Source organism: Serratia sp. 4542, assembly GCF_016805595.1.
GTDB lineage: Bacteria > Pseudomonadota > Gammaproteobacteria > Enterobacterales > Enterobacteriaceae > Serratia > Serratia nevei.
Window position 1 is genome coordinate 124,213 of the sequence record NZ_RXKV01000016.1, and the last position, 24,556, is coordinate 148,768.

The 24,556-nt window shown below is 61.2% G+C and carries 18 protein-coding genes and 1 tRNA gene; 3 read left to right on the top strand and 16 right to left on the bottom strand.

All coding sequences use genetic code 11. The annotated features are described in order from the left end of the window. Nucleotides 1–5: 5 nt before the first annotated feature. The 4 genes from bcsB to bcsR form a co-directional block, all read right to left on the bottom strand. Complete coding sequence (bcsB, locus tag EKL15_RS21930; RefSeq protein ID WP_203090386.1) at nt 6–2,312, bottom strand: cellulose biosynthesis cyclic di-GMP-binding regulatory protein BcsB; 2,307 nt, start codon at nt 2,310–2,312, stop codon at nt 6–8. A 62-nt stretch (nt 2,313–2,374) separates the two neighbouring features. Then, complete coding sequence (gene bcsA, locus EKL15_RS21935; protein ID WP_060424243.1) at nt 2,375–4,978, bottom strand: UDP-forming cellulose synthase catalytic subunit; 2,604 nt, start codon at nt 4,976–4,978, stop codon at nt 2,375–2,377. After that, a complete protein-coding gene (gene bcsQ / locus EKL15_RS21940; RefSeq protein ID WP_087762632.1) occupies nt 4,975–5,715 on the bottom strand; it encodes a cellulose biosynthesis protein BcsQ in 741 nt (246 codons plus the stop codon). The genes bcsA and bcsQ overlap by 4 nt, the downstream gene beginning before the upstream one ends. Before the next feature lie 3 nt (nt 5,716–5,718). Beyond that, the gene (gene bcsR, locus EKL15_RS21945; RefSeq protein ID WP_033649881.1) at nt 5,719–5,910 is read right to left on the bottom strand and encodes a cellulose biosynthesis protein BcsR; all 192 of its coding nucleotides are present in this window, start codon (nt 5,908–5,910) and stop codon (nt 5,719–5,721) included. A gap of 189 nt (nt 5,911–6,099) precedes the next feature. On the opposite strand from bcsR, the gene bcsE reads away from it, so the two are divergent. From bcsE to bcsG, 3 genes are read left to right on the top strand one after another with little or no spacing between them, the layout of a single operon-like run. Further along, on the top strand, nt 6,100–7,668 hold the full coding sequence (gene bcsE / locus EKL15_RS21950) for a cellulose biosynthesis protein BcsE (protein ID WP_100396589.1): 1,569 nt from the start codon (nt 6,100–6,102) through the stop codon (nt 7,666–7,668). After that, entirely contained in the window at nt 7,655–7,858 is a 204-nt protein-coding gene (gene bcsF, locus EKL15_RS21955; protein WP_004934139.1) for a cellulose biosynthesis protein BcsF, read from the top strand. Before bcsE ends, bcsF begins: the two co-directional genes overlap by 14 nt. Further along, nucleotides 7,855–9,510, top strand: coding sequence for a cellulose biosynthesis protein BcsG (gene bcsG / locus EKL15_RS21960; RefSeq protein ID WP_087762634.1), 1,656 nt, complete (start codon nt 7,855–7,857; stop codon nt 9,508–9,510). Before bcsF ends, bcsG begins: the two co-directional genes overlap by 4 nt. 297 nt (nt 9,511–9,807) lie before the next feature. On the opposite strand, the gene dppF is transcribed toward bcsG, so the two are convergent. The 12 genes from dppF to EKL15_RS22020 all read right to left on the bottom strand — a co-directional run bounded on the left by dppF (nt 9,808) and on the right by EKL15_RS22020 (nt 24,438). Continuing rightward, nucleotides 9,808–10,797, bottom strand: coding sequence for a dipeptide ABC transporter ATP-binding subunit DppF (gene dppF, locus EKL15_RS21965; RefSeq protein WP_047729477.1), 990 nt, complete (start codon nt 10,795–10,797; stop codon nt 9,808–9,810). Further along, the gene (dppD, locus tag EKL15_RS21970; RefSeq protein WP_038874024.1) at nt 10,794–11,774 is read right to left on the bottom strand and encodes a dipeptide ABC transporter ATP-binding protein; all 981 of its coding nucleotides are present in this window, start codon (nt 11,772–11,774) and stop codon (nt 10,794–10,796) included. The genes dppF and dppD overlap by 4 nt, the downstream gene beginning before the upstream one ends. A gap of 15 nt (nt 11,775–11,789) precedes the next feature. Next, entirely contained in the window at nt 11,790–12,692 is a 903-nt protein-coding gene (dppC, locus tag EKL15_RS21975; RefSeq protein ID WP_100396590.1) for a dipeptide ABC transporter permease DppC, read from the bottom strand. A gap of 11 nt (nt 12,693–12,703) precedes the next feature. Continuing rightward, nucleotides 12,704–13,723 (bottom strand): dipeptide ABC transporter permease DppB, encoded by a 1,020-nt coding sequence (gene dppB, locus EKL15_RS21980; RefSeq protein WP_043129106.1) that lies wholly within the window; start codon nt 13,721–13,723, stop codon nt 12,704–12,706. A gap of 170 nt (nt 13,724–13,893) precedes the next feature. Then, nucleotides 13,894–15,501, bottom strand: coding sequence for a dipeptide ABC transporter periplasmic-binding protein DppA (gene dppA, locus EKL15_RS21985; RefSeq protein WP_047729481.1), 1,608 nt, complete (start codon nt 15,499–15,501; stop codon nt 13,894–13,896). Between the two features lie 601 nt (nt 15,502–16,102). Next, nucleotides 16,103–17,794, bottom strand: coding sequence for a glycosyl hydrolase family 18 protein (locus tag EKL15_RS21990; protein ID WP_049198206.1), 1,692 nt, complete (start codon nt 17,792–17,794; stop codon nt 16,103–16,105). Between the two features lie 424 nt (nt 17,795–18,218). Next, nucleotides 18,219–18,295, bottom strand: a tRNA-Pro gene (locus EKL15_RS21995). 120 nt (nt 18,296–18,415) lie between these two features. Continuing rightward, entirely contained in the window at nt 18,416–19,747 is a 1,332-nt protein-coding gene (locus tag EKL15_RS22000) for an MFS transporter (RefSeq protein WP_038875891.1), read from the bottom strand. A gap of 95 nt (nt 19,748–19,842) precedes the next feature. Then, nucleotides 19,843–21,387 carry a signal transduction histidine-protein kinase/phosphatase UhpB gene (gene uhpB, locus EKL15_RS22005; protein WP_049202602.1) on the bottom strand — a complete coding sequence of 515 codons (1,545 nt, stop codon included), beginning with the start codon at nt 21,385–21,387 and terminating at the stop codon, nt 19,843–19,845. Beyond that, complete coding sequence (uhpA, locus tag EKL15_RS22010; RefSeq protein WP_004934117.1) at nt 21,384–21,974, bottom strand: transcriptional regulator UhpA; 591 nt, start codon at nt 21,972–21,974, stop codon at nt 21,384–21,386. Before uhpA ends, uhpB begins: the two co-directional genes overlap by 4 nt. A gap of 118 nt (nt 21,975–22,092) precedes the next feature. After that, nucleotides 22,093–23,787 (bottom strand): kdo(2)-lipid A phosphoethanolamine 7''-transferase, encoded by a 1,695-nt coding sequence (gene eptB, locus EKL15_RS22015; protein ID WP_060424255.1) that lies wholly within the window; start codon nt 23,785–23,787, stop codon nt 22,093–22,095. A gap of 225 nt (nt 23,788–24,012) precedes the next feature. After that, nucleotides 24,013–24,438 carry an organic hydroperoxide resistance protein gene (locus EKL15_RS22020; protein WP_004934114.1) on the bottom strand — a complete coding sequence of 142 codons (426 nt, stop codon included), beginning with the start codon at nt 24,436–24,438 and terminating at the stop codon, nt 24,013–24,015. Nucleotides 24,439–24,556 lie beyond the last annotated feature (118 nt).

Here is a 24,556-nt window from a genome sequence, read left to right on the forward strand (position 1 = left end):
CGCCGTCAATCCCGATCTTCAGGCGCCAGGCGACGCCGGCTGAAGGCCTTCAGGCCGCGCCACAGCATCAGCCCCAGGATCACCACCAGCACCACCGCGATCACCGCCAGCAGCACCGGATGGGTGGAGAGGGCATACCACAGCCGCTCCCACCACGGCAGGTGGCCGACATAGTAAATATCGCCGACGCGCAGGCTATTGACCCCCGATTCGCGGATCACCGCCACCGAGCCGAACACCGCGGCGCGCTTGCCGCTGTCCAGCAGGGCGTCGTTCAGCAGCTCATAGCCGCGCGGGCTGTCCGCCAGCAGCGCCACGATGCTGCGCTGGTCGTTGAACGGCGACTGCACGCCGATGATCGCCGACATCGCCCCCTCGGAGCTGACGGTGGTCTTGCTGTCCGGTTTGGTATCTTCCGCCAGCACTTCCGCGCTGGGCAGCGGCGGCTGCCGCGTCGGCTGTTTCACCCAGCTTTGGGTCGCGTCCACCAGCAGGCTGATTTTCTTGTCGTCGCGCAGCTCCGGCGGGATGGTGCCGACCATCAGGATATCGTCGTCGCGATCCTTGGCCTGCGACCAGTCGTCGCTCAGCGTGAAGGCCAGCGCCGGATAACCGGTTTGCGCGCCGATCACCCCCAGCGCGTTCAGCAGCGCGCTGACCTGCGCCGGCTGCGGTTTCTGGTTCACCAACACCAGCGTTTGCGACAGATCCGCCAGACGGCTGAACGGGAAACCGGCGTTGGCGAAAGCGCGCAGGTCCGGCATCGCCATAAAGTGGCGGTAGCCGGAGAAATCGATGGTGGACGCACCGTCTATCACCGCGTGGTTTTGCGTGAAGGAGTAGGTTTCGCAGCGCCCTTCCGCGCCGCTGGCCAGCAGCGTGGTGTAATCGAAGTCAAAGCGCAGCTGGTTGGTGGCCCCGAGCCGCAGCGCCGGAATGCTGACGTTCTTGTCGGAATCGAGCAGCCCCTGCGTCAACGGCAAGCGCAGCAGCTGTGCGCCCTGTTCGTGTTCCGGCACCAGCGAGTAAGCCTGCACGAACTGGTTGTTCAGACTGACGCTCAGCCGCGAACCGTCCTGAATGCGCGGCGCCGTATAACGGTATTTCAGGTGCATGTCGATGCCGGTGCTGCGGATCAGGAACAGATCCGGCGGCAGGTTCATGGTCAGCGAGATCGGGCCGGGTTCGATGCCGCTGGTTTGCAGCTGCTCGGCGTATTGCTGCAGCTCGGCGAAGGTCATCGGCCGATCGGTGCGCACCCAGTTCGGCGCGTCGTAAGGCTGGCGCGGCGCGAGCTGTTCCACCTTGTCCACCGTCACGTTCTGGCCGCGGAACAGGATGTTGCCCTGCGCGATGCCCTTCACCGCGGTGATCAAATCGTTGTCGTCACGCCCCTGAATCAGCAGCAGTTTAACGTACGGGTTATCGGGGTGGCTGATCATCTCCACCGTCGGGCCGTTGACCGCCGGATAATCGCGCAGGAAATCCGGGCGCTGCTGGTTGGTGGCGAACACCACCGCGTGCTGCGTCGGCAGCGCGTTGTACAGCGCCGGGAAGGATTGCCCGCGCCACTGCGCCTTGCTGCCGAACCAGGAAGCCAGAATGCCCGCCGCGCGCTGCTGGGCGAGATCAGGCTGGCCGGCGAACACCATCGGCAGCGTCAGCGGCCGATTATCGCGGCTGTCGAAGAACGGCTCAGGGAAGTGCGATAGCTCGTTTTTCACCGGCAGCGTCTGGAAACGCAGCTTCAGCGCGCTCGATTTGCTGACGTCGAGCCACAGCGAAGTGCTGGCCGGGTTTTCGCAGATGTTCTGATAATGGCCGACGAACACCAGCCGGACGCGGTTAAAATCGGTGATATAGCGCGGATCGATCGCCATCTGGATGCGATTGGGCTTGCCCAGCTGCTCCTTGGCGATCGTGGTCACCCCCATCAGCTCGTCGTTCAGGTAGACCTTGACGTGCGACTCCACCGGGATCAGCGCCGGCGACGGCGTAAACTCCATATCGAGCATCGCCTGCGAGACCACCTCATCGCTGCGCACGCCGAATTCGATCTGCCCGTCCGGCCGGGTGCCGCGCAAAACAAAGGTGCCCGGCGGCGGCGCTATCTGCGCAAACGGCAGCGACACGTCGCGCACCGGCGCATTCGGATCCTGCGGCACGGCGGCCGGCGGTGGCGCGGTCGCCGTATCGGCCGCCGCGGCGATCGGCGGCTGGGCCGCCACGGTCGGCGCGGTGGCGGTTTCGGCCTGCGACAGGGTGCTGATGCCTAAGGCCAGAGCAGTTAACCAGGTTATTTTTCTCGTCATCGTATCATCATCAATGTTGGAGCCTGTTCACCGGGCGAGTGAGCGGGCGGTTGAACTCGCAGCTAACCCACTGTTTCTTGTTGACCCAAGGTCGGATCCCTGCCGACGCCGCGCGGAATAAACGACACTACCCAGGCGGTCAGCGAAGTGACCCCGACCAGCAGACCGCGCACCAGCGGCGGCGCGTAGTCCGCCATGCGCACATACCCCCGAAAGCCCAGCGCCAGCACGTCGCGCAGGCTTTCGATCGGCCGGTCTTCAGGGAACCCGTCCTGCCACAGCGCCCAGGTATCGGCGCGGGCGAAGGTGCACTGAATGAAATCGATGTGTTCACGGGTGGAGAGGTCGACCAGGCGCACCCCCACCTTGTTGCCGAAGGCGCGCGTCACCACGCAGGGGAAGCTGTACTCCTGCTGGCCGCGCTTGAGCAGCAGCGAGGCTTTGTCGCCGTCTTTCAACGCGTTTTCCACCCGCATCTCGATGCCCACGCCGCCGTCGGAGTAATCGCGCAGCGTGCAGGGATACAGATGGCCGTCGGCACGCGCGATCGCCGCCGGCATGGCGATTTCCACGCGGTGCGCCTGACGCACCTGCTTGGCCTCCACCGCCACCGCCACCGCGCCGCCGAGAATCGTCATGTTGTACAGCACCCATACCAGGCTGATGATCACCGTCATCACCTCGTCCGTCGGGCCATAGGCCAACCGCCAGACGCCGAACGCCAGCCCGGCCAGGTTCAGGATCACCAGGAACATGTAAGGCCGGGTGATCACCCAGTCGACGTGCTCCTCCTCCACCAGCCCGCCCTTGGCGGTGACGTTGAATTTGCCCTTGTGCGGATTGAACAGCGCCACCGTCGTCGGCCGCGCGATATACCAGGCCAGCACGGTTTCATAGATTTCGCTCCAGAACGAATGGCGGTATTTCCCCTGGATACGTGAGTTGGTCAGGCTGGCGTGGATCATGTGCGGCAGCACATAAAGCGCGATCGCCAGCGCCGGTGCGAAGATGATGTAGGCATGCAGCAGCAAAAACGCCAGCGGCGCGGTGAGGAAGATCAGCCGCGGAATGCCCGACAGGAAGTGCAGCATGGCGTTGGCGTAGCACAGGCGCTGCGCCAGTTTCAGCCCCTTGCCCAACAGCGGGTTGTCCAGCCGGAAGATCTGCACCATGCCGCGCGCCCAGCGAATGCGCTGGCCGATGTGCGCCGACAGGCTCTCGGTCGCCAGCCCGGCGGCCTGCGGAATGCGGATGTAGGCCGAGGTGTGCCCGCGCCGGTGCAAGCGCAGCGAGGTGTGGGCGTCTTCGGTGACGGTTTCCACCGCAATGCCGCCGATCTCGTCCAGCGCGCTGCGGCGCAGGATGGCGCAAGAGCCGCAGAAGAAGGTGGCGTCCCACATGTCGTTGCCGTCCTGCACCAGCCCGTAGAACAAGGTGCCCTCGTTGGGCGTCTGGCGGAAGCGGCCGAGGTTGCGCTCGAACGGATCCGGCGAGAAGAAGTGGTGCGGGGTTTGCAGCATCGCCAGCTTTTTGTCTTTGAAGAACCAGCCCATGGTCAGCTGCAGGAAGGAGCGCGTCGGCACGTGGTCGCAGTCGAAAATCGCCACGAACTCGCCGGTGGCCTGCTTCAGCGCATTGTTGATGTTGCCGGCCTTGGCGTGTTCGTGGGTCGGCCTGGCGATGTATTTCACCCCCACTTCGTCAGCGAACGCCCGGAATTCTGGACGGTTGCCGTCATCGAGGATATAGATGTTCACCTTCTCTTTCGGCCAGTCGATGCCCAGCGCCGCATAGATGGTGGGCTTCACCACCCCGAGATCTTCGTTGTAAGTCGGCACCATCAGGTCGATGGTCGGCCAGGTGGCGCTATCGGCGGGCAACGGTACCGGCTGCCGGTTAAGCGGCCAGACGGTTTGGAAATAGCCCAGCACCAGCACCACCCAGGCGTAGGTTTCCGCCACCAGCAGCAACAGGCCGCACACCAGGCTGAGCGGATCGTCCCAGTTCAGCGTGGCGGTATAGCGCCACCACAGGTAGCGACAGGATACGGTCAGCGACAGCACGATCAGCATCAACCCCGGCAGGCGCCCCGGCACCCGGCGCACCACCATCGCGATCCCCCACAGCAGCAGGACGAACACGAACTGCGCCGGCAGATCGAACGGTTGCGAGATGCACAGCATGGCGAGGATCGCCGCCAGCACGCTGACCAGAATAAACAGCGCGCGCCGCATGCCGCGGCTCATGCGGCCTAGGCGCTCCACCGAACGCTGCTCCACGCCGGCGTTCTTCAGCCGTTGCGGCAGGCCCTGCAGCCAGTCGGCATAGCGCTGCTGCAGGCGGCGCCAACCGGCGAAATAGTCGCGCTGCACCGGCGCGCGGCCGCTGCGAAACAGCAGCAGCCACAGCCCCTGCAGCAGATAACGCAGCGCATCCGCCGGGCGCGGGCGGTCGGCGGAGAGATGCGGGAACCAATAAGCGCGGCCGGCGCGCACGCGCTGCCAGGCCGGCGATTCGAAGCGCAGCAGCAGCCAGCCCAACGCCACCAGCAGCGTGGCGAAAAAGGCGGTTAGCGCCGACGCGCCGTTGCGCCGATAGCCGCGGTAGCGCGTCTGCACCGCCTGACGCACCGGCGGCACCAGCAGCAGGCTCAGCACCCGGCTCATGGCGCAACGCCCCGCTTGAGGTTGATCAGGCACCAGTTGGCCAGCGTCAGCACTTCATCCGCCGCCAGACTCTCGGGGCGGTACTCGCCCAACGGCTGCTTGACCGCCAGCGCTTCCGCCAACGCTTCGTCGCGATGGATCACCACCGGCAACAGGCCGCTCAGCGTTTGCAGCCACAGCTGATGCAGATCCTGCTGCAGCTGGCTGGCGGAGGAGTAGTGATTGACCAAGAAACGGCAGTCGTTCGGCAGCGTCTGCTGATGGAGCCGTACCTGGCAGTTGGCGTCGGGGTTCAACAGCACGAACACGCTGTCGGCAAGCTGCAGCGCCTGCTGCGCCAGCACGCCGTCCCCGACCGGAACATCCAGCAGGATCCAGCGCAGCGGATCGCCGGCGATCAGCTGGCGCACATTGTCGCGCCAGCGTTCCGGCTGTTGCTGACACTGGCGCTGCACTTCCAGCCGTTCCGCTGCATTCAGGCGGCCAAAGGGCAGAAAGTCGAGGTTTTCACAGTAACGCAGCGCCCCTTCCTGCCAGCGCCCGCCGTCCCGCTCCGCGCGGGCCCAGCCACGCGCCAGCTCGAACGGCGTGTTGAAATGCAGGCGCAGCAGATTGTCCGGCGTGAAATCGATCGCCAACACCGACTCACCCAGCTGCTGCAACGCCCAGGCGAGCGCCGCCGTGACCGACGTCGTCCCCATTCCACCCCGCAACCCTTGCAGCGCGATCACCGGCATAGATCAGTGGCTCCCCGTGGTCTGCGCCAATTCGGCCAACAACGGCCAGCGCGTCATCATTTGCGTTAACCGCTCCTGCCGCGAAATATCGACATAGCTTAATTTCGGCAATGAAAAAGCCTGGCTGAGCGCCTGCAGGTCATCCTGGCTCTCCCCAGGTGCCGCTGCACGAAAATGGGTGGGTGCGTTATTCATTCTTCCGCCTTGGCGAAAATAGGCTATGTTAATTAACTATAGCAACGATACAAAAAGAGAGAGGCAATAAGATGATTCTCAACAAATATTGTTGCAGAGCGTCGGAGATTTGTTATTGCCAGAGTAAAAATGGCTATCTTTAAATATAAACGCCTTTAGTCGGCTTTCAACGAAAGTAGAACACATCCTATGGCGCACTCTTTTTCTCTAGGCATTCGGCAGATTTGGGAAGAGCTGTCGGTGATGCAGGCCCCCGGGCTTTATTGGATCAATATCGACAGACAAAGCGACGCCGCGCTGCTGTGTCGCCAGGTCATCGCCGCCCAGCCGGCCACCCACAAAGTCGCCCTGATCTGCAGCGGCGATAAACCCGATCGCCTGCTGGCCGAGCTGGCTTCGCCTGCTTTGCAGAAGCTGCCGCTGTATCAATTACCGGAGAAAAAAGCCGCGCTGACGCAGTTGAGCGACGATCTGATGCGCGCCCTGCGGCCGCAAAATCGCTTACTTATCCTGCTGGCCCACGCCAGCCTGTGGCAAACCTTCACCACCGAAGAGCTGCGCGAGTGGACCCGTACCCTCGCCGCCTGGCTGCGGCGGCAGGGGTGTACGCTGTTGATCCTCAGCCACGGCGGCGGCATCAATAAGCTCAAGGGACAGCTCAGCGCCCAGCATCGCATCCTGAACGGCCTGTCCAGCCTGCAATGGCAGCAGGACAGCGCGCAGTATCTGGTTAACTGGTGGAGCACCGAAAACGGCATCAATGCCAATCAGCTGCTGACGCTGTACGCCGCGGAAGGCGGCTGGCAGGGTGAGGATGAAAATAGCCAACCCTCCCCCACCGCCTTGCGCAGCGACGAAGGCCTGTATCTGGCCGAGCGCAGCATCCTGGAAGGCGCGCCGCCGCTGTCCGCCAACTGGCAGCTGCTGGAGAGCAACGACGAACTGGCGCAGCACGGCATGCTGAGACTCTCGGCGACGTTGATTTTCGCGCTGTACCAAAGCGACCAAATCGATCACCTGGCGCACCAAATCCACACCCTGCGCCGCAGCCGCGGCAACGGCTTGAAAATCGCGGTGCGCGAGATGAGCGCCAGCCTGCGCTACAGCGACGAGCGGCTGCTGCTGGCCTGCGGCGCCAACCTGATCGTACCGCACGTCGCGCCGCTGTCGCGTTTTCTGACCATGCTCGAAGGCATTCAGGGGCAGCGCTTCTCGCGCCATGTCCCCGCCGACATCGATGCGCTGCTGGCCGGCTTGCGCCCGCTGCAGCTCAAAGGCTATATGCGGCCGGAACCGTTCAGCCAGGCGGTGCTGTCGCTGATGGGCAACACGCTGCTGCCCGAGGACGGCAAAGGGGTGATGGTGGCATTGCGACCGGCCACCGGCCTGCGCGCCGAACAAGCGATGACCCTGTGCCACCTGCGGCGCTTCGGCGACGTGATGACCGTCGTGCAGGGGCGGCTGGTGCTGTTCCTCTCCACCTGCCGCATCAACGATTTGGATACCGCGCTGAAGTTCATCTTCCGCCTGCCGGTGGATGAAGCCTTCAGTAACCGGGTGGTGTGGCACCAGGACGTCGATATCATTTCGGAAATCAAACGCATGGCCCAGGGGCGCTGGCAGATTTCGGCCACCGGCACCGCCGGCACCGCGCCGCGCCCCAGCGTGAAAGCGGCCGAGGTGCCCGCAGAACGGCGCCAGCCGGTCGCCTTCACGCTGCCGCTCGGCCCGCAGGAGGAACCGCATGCTGAACCTTAACGACATCGTGCAACTGATCCTGCTGTGCGCGCTGATCTTCATTCCGCTGGGCTACGCCTTTCACCGGCGTTTTCCGCATTTGCGTCAATACTGGCAAAACCTGTTGTTATCGCCGCGCTATTTGAAATCCGCCGGTTTGTGGGTGCGCACAGGCTCCTCATCTCAGATTAAACGTAAGAAGCAGCCATGAATCCAAACTCGAAGACGCAATCCGATAACGCTCTGTGGCGCTACTGGCGCGGGCTGGGCGGCTGGAACCTCTACTTTCTGGCCAAATTCGCCCTGCTGTGGTTCGGCTACCTGAATTTCCACGCGCTGCCGAACCTGGTGTTCATGGCATTTCTGCTGATGCCGATCCCCTCACAGCGTCTGCACCGCTGGCGCCATTACCTCGCTATCCCGATTGGCATCGCGCTGTTCTACCACGACACCTGGCTGCCGGGCATCAACAGCATTCTCAGCCAGGGCTCGCAGCTGGCCGGCTTCAGCGCCCAGTATCTGCTGGAGCTGATCAACCGCTTTATCAACTGGCAGATGGTCGGCGCGGCCTTCGTGCTGCTTATTGCCTACCTGTTCGTCGCGCAGTGGGTGCGCGTCACGGTGTTCACCGTGGCGGCGCTGGTGTGGCTCAATATCGTCAACATCGCCGGGCCGGCGGTCTCACTGCTGCCCGCCACCTCCACGGCCTCGGCCGGGGGCGCCAATACGCCGGCCACGTCGGTGCCAGCGGCGGGGGATGCTGCCCCGGCAGACAGCCTGCCGCCGACCAGCGCCAATCTGACGGCCTACCTGAATCAGTTCTACGAGCGGGAAAAAGGCCGCGTCACCGCGTTCCCGGCCACCTTGCCCGCCGACGCCCAGCCGTTCGATCTGCTGGTGATCAACATCTGTTCGCTGGCCTGGGCCGATATGGAGGCGGTCAACCTGCAGAATCACCCGCTGTGGTCGAAGATGGACATCATGTTCGACAGCTTCAACTCGGCCACCGCCTACAGCGGCCCGGCGGCCATCCGCCTGCTGCGCGCCAGCTGCGGCCAGCTTTCGCATCACGACCTGTATCAACCGGTGAACCAGCAGTGTTACCTGTTCGATAACCTGGCAAAGCTCGGCTTCAAGGAACAGCTGATGCTCGATCACTCCGGGGTATTCGGCAACTTCCTGAAAGAACTGCGTGAACAGGGCGACATGCAGGCACCGCTGATGTCACAGGCCGGCATCGGCAACGAGCTGACCTCGTTCGACGGCGAGCCGATTTATAACGATCTCGAATTGCTGACCCGCTGGCTGGATCAACAGCAAAAAGGCGGTGACGGCCGCACCGCCACCTTCTTCAACATCATTCCGCTGCACGACGGCAACCGCTTCGTCGGCTCCAGCAAGAGCGCCGACTATCAACCGCGCGCGCAGAAACTGTTCGATCAGCTGAACACCTTCCTTGACCAGCTGGAGAAATCCGGCCGCAAAGTGGTGGTGGTGATCGTGCCGGAGCACGGCGCGGCGTTGGTGGGCGACAAGATGCAGATGTCCGGCCTGCGCGATATTCCCAGCCCAAACATCACCCATACGCCGGTCGGCATCAAACTGATTGGGATGAAGGCGCCGCATCAGGGCAGCCCGCTGCAGATCAAAACGCCGAGCAGCTATCTGGCGCTGTCTGAACTGGTGTCGCGCCTGGTGGATGGCAAGGTCTTCAGCGAGTCCAGCGTCGATTGGCAGGCATTGACCCAGGGGCTGCCGCAGACCCCGGTCATCTCCGAAAACGACAACGCCATTGTGATGCAGTATCAGGGCAAGCCCTACATTCGCCTGAACGGCGGTGACTGGGTGCCTTACCCGCAATAAGCGCGGCCTCATCCCCCCAAAGCACGCCGCCGGCGTGCTTTTTTATTGGGTTTTTATAATAAAAAAAGTGAAACCGCTCGACCGACAGAATGTTATTAACAACAAACCGTTGAATTCTATTATTTGATTATTATTTCCATACGAAGATTCTTAAAAAAATAACCTCCATAAGGATTTAATTAGGAAATTAATTAAAACAACGGACTAGGGTGCCCCCGATTTATTAACCCTTTGATTGAATAATAAAAAACGCCGGCGCTATGCCGGCGTTTGGTTTAAGCAGGAAAATCCGACGCCTTACGCCCCCGGATGCTCGTCCTGATCGACCGCAAAGCAGGCCACCATCTGCTCACCGTACTGTTTCAGCTGCGGCTGCAGCTGCACGCAGGTGCCGAAGGCGCGGCGGCAGCGGGCGTTGAACGCGCAGCCCGGCGGCGGGTTCATCGGGCTGGGCAGTTCGCCGGTCAGCTTGATGCGCTCGCGGCGCATATCCGGGTTCAACCGCGGCGTCGCCGACAGCAGCGCCTGGGTATAAGGATGGCGCGGATTGTTGAAGATCGCCTCTTTGCTGCCCTTTTCCACGCAGCGGCCGAGGTACATCACCATCACCTCGTCGGCGATGTGTTCCACCACCGACAGATCGTGCGAGATGAACACATAGGACAGCCCCAGCTCCTGCTGCAGATCCATCATCAGGTTCAGCACCTGAGCGCGCACCGACACGTCCAGCGCCGACACCGGTTCATCGGCGATCACCACGTCCGGGTTCAGCATCAGCCCGCGGGCGATGGCGATACGCTGGCGCTGGCCGCCGGAAAACATGTGCGGGTAGCGGTCGTAATGCTCGGTCTTCAGGCCGACCTTCGCCATCATCTCCAGCGCTTTTTCCCGCCGTTCGGCGGCGCTGAGCGGGGTATTGATCAACAGCGGTTCCTCGAGGATCTGCCCGACCTTCTTGCGCGGGTTGAGCGATCCGTAAGGATTCTGGAACACGATTTGGATCTTCTGGCGGCGCAGTTTCTCGGCCGAGACGTCCGGCTTCAGCAAATCCTGCCCCTGATAGTACAGCTCGCCGCCGGTCGGCACTTCGATCATCGTCAGCAGGCGGCCGAGCGTCGATTTGCCGCAGCCCGACTCGCCGACCACCGCCAGCGTTTTGCCGCGCTCCAGGGTGAAGGAGACGCCGTCCAGCGCCTTGACCAGCCGCTCCGGCGCGAACAGGCCCTTTTTCACCGGGTAATGCTTCTTCAGGTCGATCGCCTGCAGTAAAGGTTGATTCTGGCTCATACGGTCGGCCTCCCCGCATCATCCAGCGGTGTGTGACATTTAACCTGACGGCCGGGAATGCTGCGCAGTTCCGGCTCCTCGTTACGGCAGCGCTCGTTGGCGTAGGGACAACGCGGGTTGAGCAGGCAACCGGTCGGGCGATCGTATTTGCCCGGCACCACGCCCGGCAGCGAAGCCAGGCGCGCCTTGTCGGCGGCGAACTCCGGCAGCGCGCGCAGCAGCGCCTGGGTATAAGGATGGCGCGGCGCGCGGAAAATCTCCGCCGCCTTGCCGGATTCCACCACCTGGCCGGCATACATCACGATGATGTGGTGCGCGGCTTCGGCCACCAGCGCCAGATCGTGGGTGATCAGCACCAGCGCCATGTTTTCGCGCTGCTGCAGGTCCAGCAGCAGTTCGATGATCTGCGCCTGGATGGTCACGTCGAGCGCGGTCGTCGGCTCATCGGCGATCAGCAGCTTCGGCCGACAGGCGATGGCCATGGCGATCATCACGCGCTGGCTCATGCCGCCGGAAAGCTGGTGCGGGTACACGTCCAGCCGCGAGGCCGGATCGGGAATGCCCACCTGGGTCAGCAGGTCGATAGCGCGCTGGCGGCGAGTGCGGCGGTTGCCGCCCTGATGCACCTTCAGCGCCTCCATGATCTGGTAACCGACGGTATAGCACGGGTTCAGGCTGGTCATCGGATCCTGGAAGATCATCGCCACTTCAGAACCCACCAGCTGGCGGCGCTCTTTTTCGGAGATCTTGCGCAGATCCTGGCCGTTGAACTCCAGCTTGTCGGCCATTACCTTGCCGGGGAAATCGATCAGGCCCATGATCGCCAGCGAGCTGACGGATTTGCCGGAGCCGGATTCACCGACGATGCCGACCACCTGGCCTTGCTCCACGCTGTAACTGATGCGGTCTACCGCGCGGAACGGGGTGCCTTCGTCACCGAAGTGCACCGAAAGCTTGTCTACATTCAATAACGCCATCTCTCTCGTCCTCTGTTACTGCTTGAGTTTGGGGTCGAGAGCGTCACGCAAACCGTCCCCCATCAGGTTAAATGCCAGCACCGTCAGCAGGATCGCCAGGCCGGGGAAGGTCACTACCCACCAGGCGCTTTGCGCGAACTGCAGCACGTCGGAGAGCATGGTGCCCCACTCCGGCGTCGGCGGTTGCGCGCCCATGCCCAGAAAGCCGAGAGCGGCCATGTCCAGAATGGCGTTCGAGAAACCGAGAGAAGCCTGCACGATCAAAGGCGCCAGGCAGTTAGGCAGAATGTTGACGAACATCTGGCGCAGCGCGCCGGCGCCCGCCACCCGCGAAGCGGTGACGTAATCGCGGTTCACTTCCGCCAGCACCGCCGCACGCGTCAGACGTACATAGTGCGGCAGCGCGACGAAGGTGAGCGCCAGCGAAGCGTTGACGATCGACGGCCCGAACACCGCCACCAGCACCAGCGCCAGCAGCAGGCTCGGCAGGGCCAGCATGATGTCGACGACGCGCATGATCACCGCATCCACCGCGCCACCGAAGTAGCCGGCCAGCAGGCCGAGCACCACGCCCATGATCAGCGACAGCACCACCACCAGGCAGCCGACCAGCAGCGACAGGCGCGCACCGTACATCAGGCGCGACAGCACGTCGCGGCCCACGTCGTCGGTGCCGAGAAGGTATTGCCAGCTGCCGCCCTCTTGCCACACCGGCGGCTTGAGCAGCGCGTCGCGGAACTGATCCGCCGGCGCATGCGGCGCCAGCACCCCGGCGCCGAGCGCGATCACCAGCATCAGAACGATATACACCAGGCCGACCACGGCCCCTTTATTGCGCTTGAAATAGTGCCAGAACTCCTGAAACGGGGTCATCGGCTTCGGCGCACCTTTAACTACAGACTCAGTGATTTGAGACATGAGAGCGCCCCTTATTTCTTGTGGCGAATACGCGGGTTGACCACGCCGTAGAGCACGTCTACCAGCAGGTTAACCAGAATGATCATACAGGCGACCAGCAACACCCCGCCCTGCACCACCGGGTAATCGCGGCGCTGCAGCGCGTCGATCAGCCAGCGGCCCAGTCCCGGCCAGGAGAAGATGGTTTCCGTCAGGATGGCGCCGGCCAGCATGGTGCCGACCTGCAGCCCGATCACCGTCACCACCGGCAGCAGCGCGTTGCGCAGCGCGTGGACGACGATCACCCGCATGCGGCTCACGCCCTTGGCGCGCGCGGTGCGGATGTAGTCTTCACCCAACACTTCCAGCATCGAGGAGCGGGTCATGCGCACGATCACCGCCAGCGGGATGGTGCCCAGCACGATGGCCGGCAGGATCATGTGCATCACTGCGTCGATAAAGTCGCCCGGCTCGCCCCAGATCAGAGTGTCTATCAGCATGAAGCCGGTCAGCGGATGGCTGTCGTCGAGGAAGACCGTGTCGCTGATGCGGCCCGACACCGGCGTCAGGTTAAGCTGCACCGACACCAGCATGATCAGCATCATGCCCCACCAGAAAATCGGCATCGAATAGCCGGTCAGCGAGATGCCCACCGCGGTGTGATCGAAGACCGAGCCGCGCTTGACTGCCGCCAGCACCCCGACCGGGATGCCTACCAGCACCGCAAACAGCATCGCGCAGAAGCCCAGCTCCAGCGTGGCCTGAAAGCGCGGAACGAACTCGCTCCAGACGGAGATGCGGCTTTTGAGTGAGGTGCCCAGATCGCCGTGCAGCACGTTGGACACGTAGGAGAAATATTGTTGATAGAGCGGCTTGTCCAGCCCCATTTCCGCCATCAGCTGCGCGTGGCGCTCGGCGGAGATACCGCGTTCCCCGGCCATGATGGTCACCGGGTCGCCGGGGATCATATGGACGAATGCAAAAGTCAGCAACGTAATGCCGATAAACGTTGGGATAACTAACCCCAAACGTCGGAGTATGAACTGCAACATATCCCGAACTCTCTGTATCAATGCCCGGCAGCTCATCGTCCGCCAGGCTTATTAACGCTCACATGCCTTTGAACGATTCGACGGCCATACGCCGGAGACTGGTCAGCAGGGGCGCAAACCTGTTGCGCCCCTGCAAGTCCATTCGTGCGTCTCCGGTAAAGCGGTCGAAATCAGTCTACAGAGACATTCTCGAAGTGATGCTTACCGAGTGGATCCACGACGTAGCCTTTCACTTCCTTACGCACAGGCTCGTACACGGTGGAGTGTGCGACAATCAGCGCCGGAGCCTGATCGTGCATCACCACCTGCGCCTGCTTGTACAGTTCGATGCGCTTGTCGTGGTTGGATTCGGCGCGCGCCGGTTGAATCAGATCTTCAAACGGCTTGTAGCACCAGCGGGAGTAGTTGGAGCCGTCTTTCGCCGCCGCGCAGCTGAACAGCGTGGCGAAGAAGTTGTCCGGATCCCCGTTGTCGCCGGTCCAGCCCATCATCACCGTCTGGTGCTCGCCCGCTTTGGCGCGCTTGAGGTATTCACCCCACTCATAGGTCACGATTTTGGCTTTCACGCCGATCTTGGCCCAGTCGGCCTGGATCATTTCCGCCATGCGGCGCGCGTTCGGGTTGTAAGGACGCTGTACCGGCATCGCCCACAGGTCGATGCTGAAGCCGTCGGCCATGCCCGCTTCTTTCAGCAGTGCTTTCGCCTTGGCCGGATCGTAAGCGTAATCCTGCACCGCGTCGTTATAGCCCCACATGGTCGGCGGGATCAGGTTCTTGGCCGCCTGACCCGCGCCCTGATAAACCGCGTCGATGATCGCCTGCTTGTTGACCGCCATGGTCAACGCCTGGCGCACCTTCAGGTTATCCAGCGGCTTTTTCTCGACGTTGAACGACAGGTAACCCACGTTCAGGCCCGGCTGTTCCATCAGGTTGATGGACTTGTCTTGCTTCATGCGGGCGATATCGGCCGGATTCGGGTACGGCATCACCTGACATTCGTTTTTCTGCAGTTTGGCGTAGCGCACGGAGGCGTCAGGCGTGATGGAGAACACCAGGCGATCGATCTTCGGCTTGGTGCCCCAGAAACCGTCGAATGCCTTGTACAGGATCTTGGAGTCTTTCTGGTATTGCAGCAGCTGGAACGGACCGGTGCCGATCGGATTCAGGTCGACTTTCTCCGGCGTGCCGGCTTTCATCATCACGTCGGCATATTCGGCGGACAGGATGGACGCGAAGTCCATGCCCAGGTCAGCCAGGAACGGCGCCTCCGGGCGGTTCAGCACGAAGCGCACGGTGTTGTCGTCCACTTTTTCAATCTTGGCGATCAGCTTAGGCATGTCCATGCCTTCAAAGTATTCGTAACTGCCGCCGGACACTTTGTGGTAGGCGTTGTTCGCATCCAACTGGCGCTCAAAGGAGAACACCACGTCGTCGGCGTTGAAGTCGCGCGTCGGCTTGAAGTCTTTGCTGCTCTGCCACTTCACGCCTTTGCGCAGGTGGAAGGTGTAGGTTTTGCCGTCTTCGCTGACGTCCCACTTCTCAGCCAGGCCCGGCTGCAGTTCGGTGGTGCCGATTTTGAATTCGACCAGGCGGTTGTAGATCGGTACCGAGCTGGCGTCGTAGGTGGTGCCGGAGGTAAACAGCTGCGGGTTGAACCCTTCCGGGGAACCTTCAGAACAGTAAACCAACGTCTTGGCCTGAACGCTGGCCGCCACGGTCAGCGCGATCAGCCCAATGCCGAATTTCAGAACCCCCGATTTACCCAAGGAACGTGTCATCGTTAGTGCTCCATTGTGTGATGTGATGTGTGTAATTGCCGCCAGACCTGTATTTTTTATTGCGTGGCCTGTGCGATCGGCGCCCGAAGGCAGAAGGCGTACGAGGAGAGAATGCCGGATGGAACGCATCGCGGCGGGGACGTCTGAGCGCGTGGAATTCACTCAAACAACTCTCGCTCTTACCCCTGAGGCTATCAAGTTGCCAACTGTTTGGGGTGTCGTCAATATAACCAGTGGGGATTTACGCAGACTGTGAGAAACAGCAAACAAACATAAAAAAAACCTTTTGTTAACAGTTCCAGCATGAAAATTTATGCTAAGCGGTCATTTTTAGCGCATTGGTCTGACCCTCACAAACTTACTGGTTTTTAACTCCGTTAAAAAACCCCAAAACTTTGTTGCTGAATGATGAATATCTGAACGGTTATTTTTGTGATCGCCGTTAAAGACAGGAGGAAATGCTGAAGGATTACCCAAAAGGGTGAGTCCGATGGCAGCGCTTTGCGCCGGCGAGGGCCACAATCTGTGCGGCGTAAAAAAACTTTCGGCGGTGAAAAAGCCGGGGGCGAAAGGATATCCCCCGGCAACGCACTGCAACCGATTATTGAACGCCGGCGCTGTTGCCCAGGCTGGCGTTCATGCTGTTGAGAATATCGCCGTTGTCCGCATCGATCTCCCAGGAGAACAGGCCGCCCAACTGCTTATCCAGCACATACTTGCCTTTGGCCTGCACCGAGCGGGCATCGTCGAAGGTGATCAGATCGCCGGTGGAAGGCTTGAACACGTAAGGCGCTTCCGCCGTGGCGTCGTAGGTGTACTGCCACTCGCCGCTCATGAACTGGCTGGCGATTTGGCGGTAGTCCACGATGCCGTTCTCCCAGGTGCCTTTAACCGGCCCGGTGGCGGTGCCGGTAAACGGAATATTGTTCTGGTAGCCGTTCACCCCGGTCCAGCCGCGGCCATACATGGCGGTGCCGACCACGATCTTGCCCGGCTTGACGCCCTGCGCCAGCAGCGCATTGACGCCGTTCACCGTGGTGTAGGCGGTGTCCGGTTTCCAGGCCGGCGCATTCAGCGCGGTCTGGTGCCCCAGGTTCTTCAGATCGAAGGCGCCGTAGAAGTCGTAGCTCATCAGGAAGATGTGATCCATCGAGTTCTGCGCGACGTTATAAGCCACCTTATCGATCTTGTCCTTGCCGGCGCTGATGGCGGAGGTCAGCTCATACTTGCGGCCGGTTTCCGCCGACAGCTGATCCAGCATCGCCCGCAGCTCCTTCATCAACAGCACATAGGTTTCCCCGTCCTGCGGGCTGCCCAGGTTCGGGTTGGCGCCTTTGCCGCCCGGGAACTCCCAGTCGATATCCACGCCGTCGAAGAACTTCCAGGTCTGCAGGAACTCTTTCACCGAGCCGACGAAGCGATCGCGCTTCACCTTGTCGCCCATGAAGAAGAACGGGTCAGACAGCGTCCAGCCGCCGATCGACGGCAGGATTTTCAGGTCAGGGCGCGCCTGCTTCAGCGCCATCAGCTGGCCGAAGTTGCCCTTGTAGGGGTCATCCCAGGCGGTGACGCCCTTCTGCGCTTTTTGCAGCGCGGCAAACGGATCGTGGATCGAGACTTTGAAGTCCTCGCGGCCCTGACAGGAGCGCTGCAAGGCCTGGAAACTGCCTTCGATCTCTTTCAGGCTGTCGTTGATGCCGTTGCCGCCGCAGATCGGGATAAAGCCGTACAGCAGGTGGGTCAGGTTTTGCGCCGGGATCTTGTCGACGGTGAAATTGCGCCCGTAAACGCCCCACTCGACGAAATAAGAACCGACGACTTTGCCGGAGTTTTGTTTATAAGGTTTGTTCTTTTCCAGCAGCGGCTCTTTCAACGGCGCCAAATGGCTGCCGTCGGTGTCGGCCACCACAATTTCGGTGGCGTCGCTGGCGGTGCAGCCGTCAGCATTGCACAACGCCACCTGCATTTGATAACGGCCACCTTTATTCACTTTAAAATTCGCCGTACCGGAAGATCCGGTTGAAGGGCCGCTCCACGCCTCTTTGCCATTTAATAAAATTTTTGCCGTCGTGCCGGTGTCGCCATTCCATAAATTCCAAGAGACCGAGACGTCGGCGGCATTTTTTACCTTCACCAGATTATTATAAGCGGTGGCCGCCTGGTCGACTTCGACGATAGCGAACTTGGTGTTGCCCCAGGCGATGGTCGGTTTGCCCGGTGCGGCGGCCTGCGCCGCGGAACACAGCGTGCTGCCGATCAACAGCGCCAACAGCGGTTTATTAAATTTGCGCATAACTGATTCCTTTATTCCGAGAGGATAAACATAAAAGAGTTAATCGACGCCACGCATTGCCGGAGAAAAATGATCCCGCAATAATCCACGAAGATTAACGTTAATAAATAATCACGGTATTTCCCACGCGGCGGGAATAAGAGCTCCCGCGTTGTCCATTCAGACTATAGGTAAAAAAAACGTGAAAACAAGAGCGCTATCAACCGGGTTTTATTTGGCAAGCATGAATTTATTTAAATATAAAAATAAGAACCTAATGGGAATAAGGAGTGTGAATTAATTAAGCGTAAAGGATAAATATATTTCACGAGGACGGCAGATTGAGGCACGCCATAAAGCGAAGCCGACCGTATCGGAGGAGGTACTCATCCTCATAAACGACGGACGAAAAAAAACCTGCTTTAAAAAGCAGGTTTTTCGAATGTGGTCGGCGAGAGAGGATTCGAACCTCCGACCCACTGGTCCCAAACCAGTTGCGCTACCAAGCTGCGCTACTCGCCGATGCGGGGCGCATCTTACTGCTGGCGGTTATAGGCGTCAATCACTTTTTTGCCCCTGCATTTCAAGTGGTGATAAAAGCGCCATAATGCGCTGCGCCGGGGGTTGCGCAGCGTATTTCACTCAGGCGTTGGCAGTTTTCAGCGCCGGCGTCTGCGCACGTAGGAACGGCAGCAGGAACAGCGCCGACAGGCAGGCGGCGATGGAAATCACCACGAAGAAGCCGTTCCAGTGCCAGATCTCCATCACCCGCGCAATCGGGTAGCCGGACAGCGCCGCGCCCAGGTAGGCGAACAGGCCGACGAAACCGGTCGCCGCACCCGCCGCATCCTTGTGCGAGCACTCCGCCGCCGCCATGCCGATCAGCATCTGTGGGCCGAAGATGAAGAAGCCGATGGCGAAGAAGCAGCAGGCCTGCAGCAGGTAGGTCACGCCCGGCATCAGCCACAGCGCCGCCACCGACAGGAAGATACCGATGGCGAAGATCAGGTTCATCGGGCCGCGGTTGCCGCGGAACAGCTTGTCGGAGCCCCAACCGGCCACCAGCGAACCGATAAAGCCGCCCACTTCAAACAGCGAAATGGCCGAGTTGGCGGTCATCAGCGAATAGCCCTTTTCCTGCGTCAGGTAGAGGTTGCCCCAGTCGTTGATCGCGGTGCGCACGATGTACACCAGCACATAAGAGACCGCCAGCAGCCAGATGTACTTGTTGGTCAGCACGTAGCGTTTGATGATCTCGCGGTTGCTCAGTCCCTGGCCTTCCGATTCCTGCACCAGCTCCATGGCGTCGTTACGCCATTTGCCGACGCTCGGCAGCCCCAGGGTGGATGGCTTGTCGCGCAGGCGCCAGCACATCAGCAGCCCCAACACCACGCCGATGATGCCGGGAATGATCATGCCGTAACGCCAGCTGAAGTGCAGCGAGATAAAGCCCACCAGCAGCGGGATCAGCGCGCCGCCGACGTTGTGCGAAGTGTTCCAGATCGCCCACCAGCTGCCGCGCTCGGAGCGCGAATACCAGCTGGTGAGGATTTTGGAGCACGGCGGCCAGCCCCAGCCCTGGAAGAAGGCGTTGAGGATCCACAGCGTGCCCAGCATCAGCAGCGACGAACTGAGGCCGAAGAAGATATTCAGCACCCCGGTCATGATCAGGCCCAGCCCCATAAAGTAACGCGGGTTGGAGCGATCGCTGATCATGCCGGAAATGAATTTCGAGCAGCCGTAGGTGATGTAGAACAGCGTGCCGAGGATGCCGACGTCGGACATCGTCAGGCCCAGATCGCTCAGCATCGCCGGCATGATGAAGTTGAAGCTTTTGCGCGTGAAGTAAAACGCGGCGTAGCCGATGTACATGGTGCACATCAGCTGGATGCGCCAGTATTTGTAGCTGGCGTCGATCTGCCGTTGATCGGTGACCTGCGGCGCGTCCGAGCGGCTTTTAAGGAAAGACCACATGTGGAACCTCAGAGGATTGAATAAAGTGCCGCTATGATGCTCCTCGCGCGCGCGGGAGGCTTACGCCGGATTCCCGACGCGGCTAGGAGTTTTTCCTAGTTTGGCGCTTGCGCCGGTGAAACTGTGGGCAAGATCACACTCAAACAGGCGCCCCGTTCAGCGGTGAACCGCAGGCTGCCGCCGAGGGCGCTGATGCGCTCCTGCATACCGCGCAGGCCATACCCCGGCTGATGGTTTTCCGCATCGAAACCCACGCCATTGTCGCGGATGGTCAGGGCGATCAGCGGCGCGGCGCCTTTGCGCGGCTGCAGGCGCGCGTCCAGCTCCAGGCGGCTGGCGCCGGCGTGGCGGCACACATTGGTCACCCCTTCCTGACACACCCGGTACAGCGTGATTTTCAGCGTTTCATCCAGCAGCTCGTCCGGCACCTGCCACTGCAGGCTGCTCACCAGCGACGCGTCCTGCGGCAGCGACTCCCGCAGCATCGCCGCCACCGCCGCCGACAGCGGCAGGTTGTTCAGCGCCGCCGGCCACAGCTGGGTCAGCACGTCGTGCACCCCGTCGTAAACCCGCAGCGCCAACGCATCGATGGCGTCGGCGCAGCCGATCACCGCCGGCTCCGGCGCCAGGCGTTTGACGATGCTGGCCTGGGTGCGGATCACGGTGATGGTCTGCCCCACTTCATCGTGCAGCTCGCGCGCCACCTCGCGCCGGGTTTGCTCCTCCGCCGTCACCAGCGCCCGCGCCAGCTGGCGGTTCTCCGCCAGCCGCAGCCGCAGTTGCTGATTCAGCTCGCGCTGGCGCTGAATGCCGGCGCCCAGCAGCAGCCCGGTCAGGCTTTGGGCCAGCAGCGACAGCAGCAGATCGCGGTGCGACTCCGGCTGCGGCGGCTCGTTGACCATCAGCGCCACGCCGTTGAGCAGCGTCGCCAACAGCGCGCCCTGCCAGCCGTAGCGGTAAGACATGAACACGATAGGAATGGCCAGGCAGAACGGCGCGAAACGGCGCAGCTCGGCGGCGTTCACCTGCTGCTGCAGCCAGATGCTGAACGCAAACAACAGCAGATAGCTGGCCAGGTGGCCGAGGCGCAGCTCCACCGGCTTGTGGATCAGCCCCGGCTCCAGCGGCACCCAGATTTGGCGCGCCAGATAGTGCCACAACAGCAGGCAGGTCGGCGCGATGGTGAAACCGCCGGTCAGGCCGAGCAGCAGCGCGCGGGCGCCTTCGCCGCTCACCAGCTGCCATACCAGGGCCTGCAGCAAGGCGGCGGCGGCCACCACCGCGCCCTGCAACAGCGGCCACCGCCATTCGCTGTCGCTCTGCTGATGGCGCAACAGCCACGGCGAGGCCAGCAGGCTGAGCAGCACCGTCAACACCAGCACCGCCACCGACGCCCACAGCGCCGGGCCGTAACCGAACTGGTCCGCCAGCAGCGCCATCAGCAGCAGATCGGCCAGCAGGATCCCCGGCCAGAAACGGTACGGGCTCTGCAGCAAAATGCCCATGCGCAGGCCGAATGGGAACAACAGCAGCGCCTGCCAGGGCGGGTCGATCAGCGCGGTGCCGATGCCCCACAGGCAAAACGCGCTGGCGGCGTAGATGAAAAACAGCGCCAGCTGGGTGATCAGGCGCTGCGTCACAGGTTCAGCATCCGTCTGGCCAGCTCGACGTTATTGTTGATACCCAGCTTGGCGAACAGGTTGGCGCGATGCACATGCACCGTCTTCGGCGACAGCCCCAAGGCGGCGGCGATCTCGCGCACCTCCTGGCCCTGCGCCAGCAATAGCGCGATCTCGCGCTCGCGGCGGGTCAACGGATCGACCCTCACCCGCGCCAGCTGCTGGGCGATTTCCGGCATCAGGTAGACGCCGCCGCCGGCGACGGTGCGCACCGCGGTGATCAGATCTTCCGGCTTGCAGCGCTTGGAGAGGAAGCCGCTGGCGCCGCGTTCCAGCGCCATTTCCACCAGCGCCGGGTTGTCGTGCATCGACAGCATCACCACGCGGATGCCGGAGGGAATGTCCGCCAGCAGATCCAGCCCGCTGCCGTCCGGCATCGAAATGTCACAGATGCAGATTTCCGCCTCCAGCCCCGGCAGGCCGGCGCGCGCCTGCGCCGCGCTGCTGAACTCGCCCACCACCTGAATATCGGCCTCCAGCGACAGCAGCTGCACAAAGCCCGAGCGCACAATGTCATGATCGTCGATAAACGCCACGCGCAGGGTCATGGAAATCTCCGGTTAGAAGGGAAGTGCGCAAGTATACCGTATGCACACACCGGAATAATTGATGAAGAGAATGTATTGAGTGAAATTACCGGGTGCGCAAGGCACCCGGCGGGAAGGATTACAGGCGGGCGGGCGCCGTTTTATGCTGCGGCAGAGAGCACCAGTTGTTTTTATCCACGATGCCGCCGTTCGGCGAGGTGTAACCGAGGCAACCGAGGATGGTATCGAACAGCTCGACGTGGCGATGCGTTTTGCCGATGCGCTGCTGCGCCTGCAGCTGCTCAAAGGCGCTGAGGTGCTGCGGGTTCTCGAGGAACTTGTCCGACGCCCATACGATCATCGGCACGCGGAACTGCTCCGGCGGCGCCATTTCGCGCGGCGTGCCGTGCAGGTGCGTGTTCTCGCCGATCGATTCGCCGTGGTCGGCGGCATAGAACACGATGGCCTTCTTGTCGCGCACCTGGTCGATCACATTGCTGATAAAGCTGTCGGTATACAGCACCGTATTGTCGAAGGCGTTGATCAGCTGCGCCTTGGTGCAGGAATCATCCACCCCCATGCACTCCGGCTGATAGCGCGCATAGCTGCGCGGATAACGCTGCGAGTACAGGTAGTGCGAGCCTTTGGTATGCAGGATCACCAGGTGTTTGCCCTTCGGATAGCGCGCCAGCGACTCCTTCATTTCGTCCACCAACAGCATGTCATCGACCGCCTTGCCGTCGTTGCGCTTCTCGGACGCGATCATCTCGCGGAACGAATAGTTGTTCACCTCGGTGTTGTTGTAGAACCACACCTCGCTCTGCATGGCGAACAGCTCGGAAGAGAAGCCCAGATCCTTCAGCACCGCGAACACGTTCTGCTCTTTCAGCGTGCGCTGCGGGTTATCCTCGGTGCCACCTTCGCGCACGAACATGCAGCGCAGCGACAGCTTGGTGGCGGTGTCGCACGATTCGCCGCGAAACGCCACCAGGTTCTTCTCTTTCGACAACCGCGGCGTAGTATCGCGCTCATAGCCCAGCATGCCCATGTGATCCCAGCGCGTGGTCTCGCCGATGATGAACACCACGTAGGTATCGTCGATATCCGCCGGCGGTACATAGGTGAAGTGTTTGCCCGGATCGAACATCGTGCTCTGGTCCTGGCTTTCGTCATAGCGGGTATAGGCAAACAGCCCCAGCGCCGACAGCCAGTTGGACGGCAGATACGAGTGCGCCACCACGCCGCCGTAGCTCGGCAGATCAACGTTGGCGAGCTTCTCCTGCACGCTCTGCTCGTCGTCCAGCATACGCAGCGGCAGCCAGACCAGCGCCACCACCGCCAGCAAGACCAGCAGCGGCTTGATGCGATGACCAGGGGTTTTCAGCTGTTCGATCAGGGTGTAACGCAGGCCGTTTTTCCAGATCAGCAGCAGCGGCAAGGCACTGAGCGCCACCATCCACAGCACGAAGTGCAGGCCAACCACCTCTTTCGACAGATCGATGTCGGTGGTCATCACCGACACCACGATGCCGTAGCCGATCACCACGTTGAAAAACGTCATGTAGTAGCTGGCGGCCACCGAAATCAACACCAGCAGCGAGGCGACGATGCGATAAAACAGCCGGCCGCCGAGCGATACCAGCCGCATGATGAAGAACGTGAACAGGACGATAGCGATGACTTCCGTCACCGCCGAAATAAGCTTAATGCCCTGAATGCCGTGCGCCAGCGAATCAAAACGGCGATAGAAAACGGACAGGTTTAGAAATATGCCGATATAGATCGCTAACAATAACGATAAATTCTGCTGTGATAGCGATTTAACTTTGTTCATGTAACGCGGTGGCTCCGGGGACGGTGTAGCGGTTCTGACTCAGTCAGACACTGATTGCGGCTTCTGGTTCAGCCAACCGGCAATAAGCGTTATTTTGCGGGTAATAATCAAGAGAATTCTCACAAAACGGACAAAATTTACCGTTTTTTTGAACGATTTTCAGGCAGGGCACGCAAGAAAATGGAGGGATAAACCCTCCATTTTTTCCAGATTTCGGCAAAAATCTTACTTAACGTTCAGAGTCACGTCGATATTGCCACGGGTGGCGTTGGAGTATGGGCACACCACGTGCGCCTTTTTCACCAGATCTTCCGCCACGCTGCGCTCGATGCCCGGCAGCGAGATATCCAGCTGCACTTCGATGCCGAAGCCGTTCGGGATTTCACCGATGCCGACGGTGCCGTCTATCTTCGCTTCGGCCGGGATTTTGACCTTTTCTTTTGCCGCAACAAACTTCAGCGCGCCGAGGAAGCAGGCGGAGTAACCTGCAGCGAACAGCTGCTCGGGGTTGGTGACTTCGCCGCCGGCGCCGCCCATCTCTTTCGGCACGCCAAGTTTCACGTCCAACACGCCGTCGGAGGAGGTCGCACGGCCGTCGCGGCCGCCGGTTGCGGTGGCGTGAGCGCGGTAAACCACTTTCTCAATAGACATCGTTCATTCCTTCTTGCTGGTTGGCGAGATGACTACGGCTTCAATGAGGTAAAGCCGGTCACAGGTTTATCTTTTGCGATTAAATCGCGCACTACTTATTTATGACACTTATTAAACA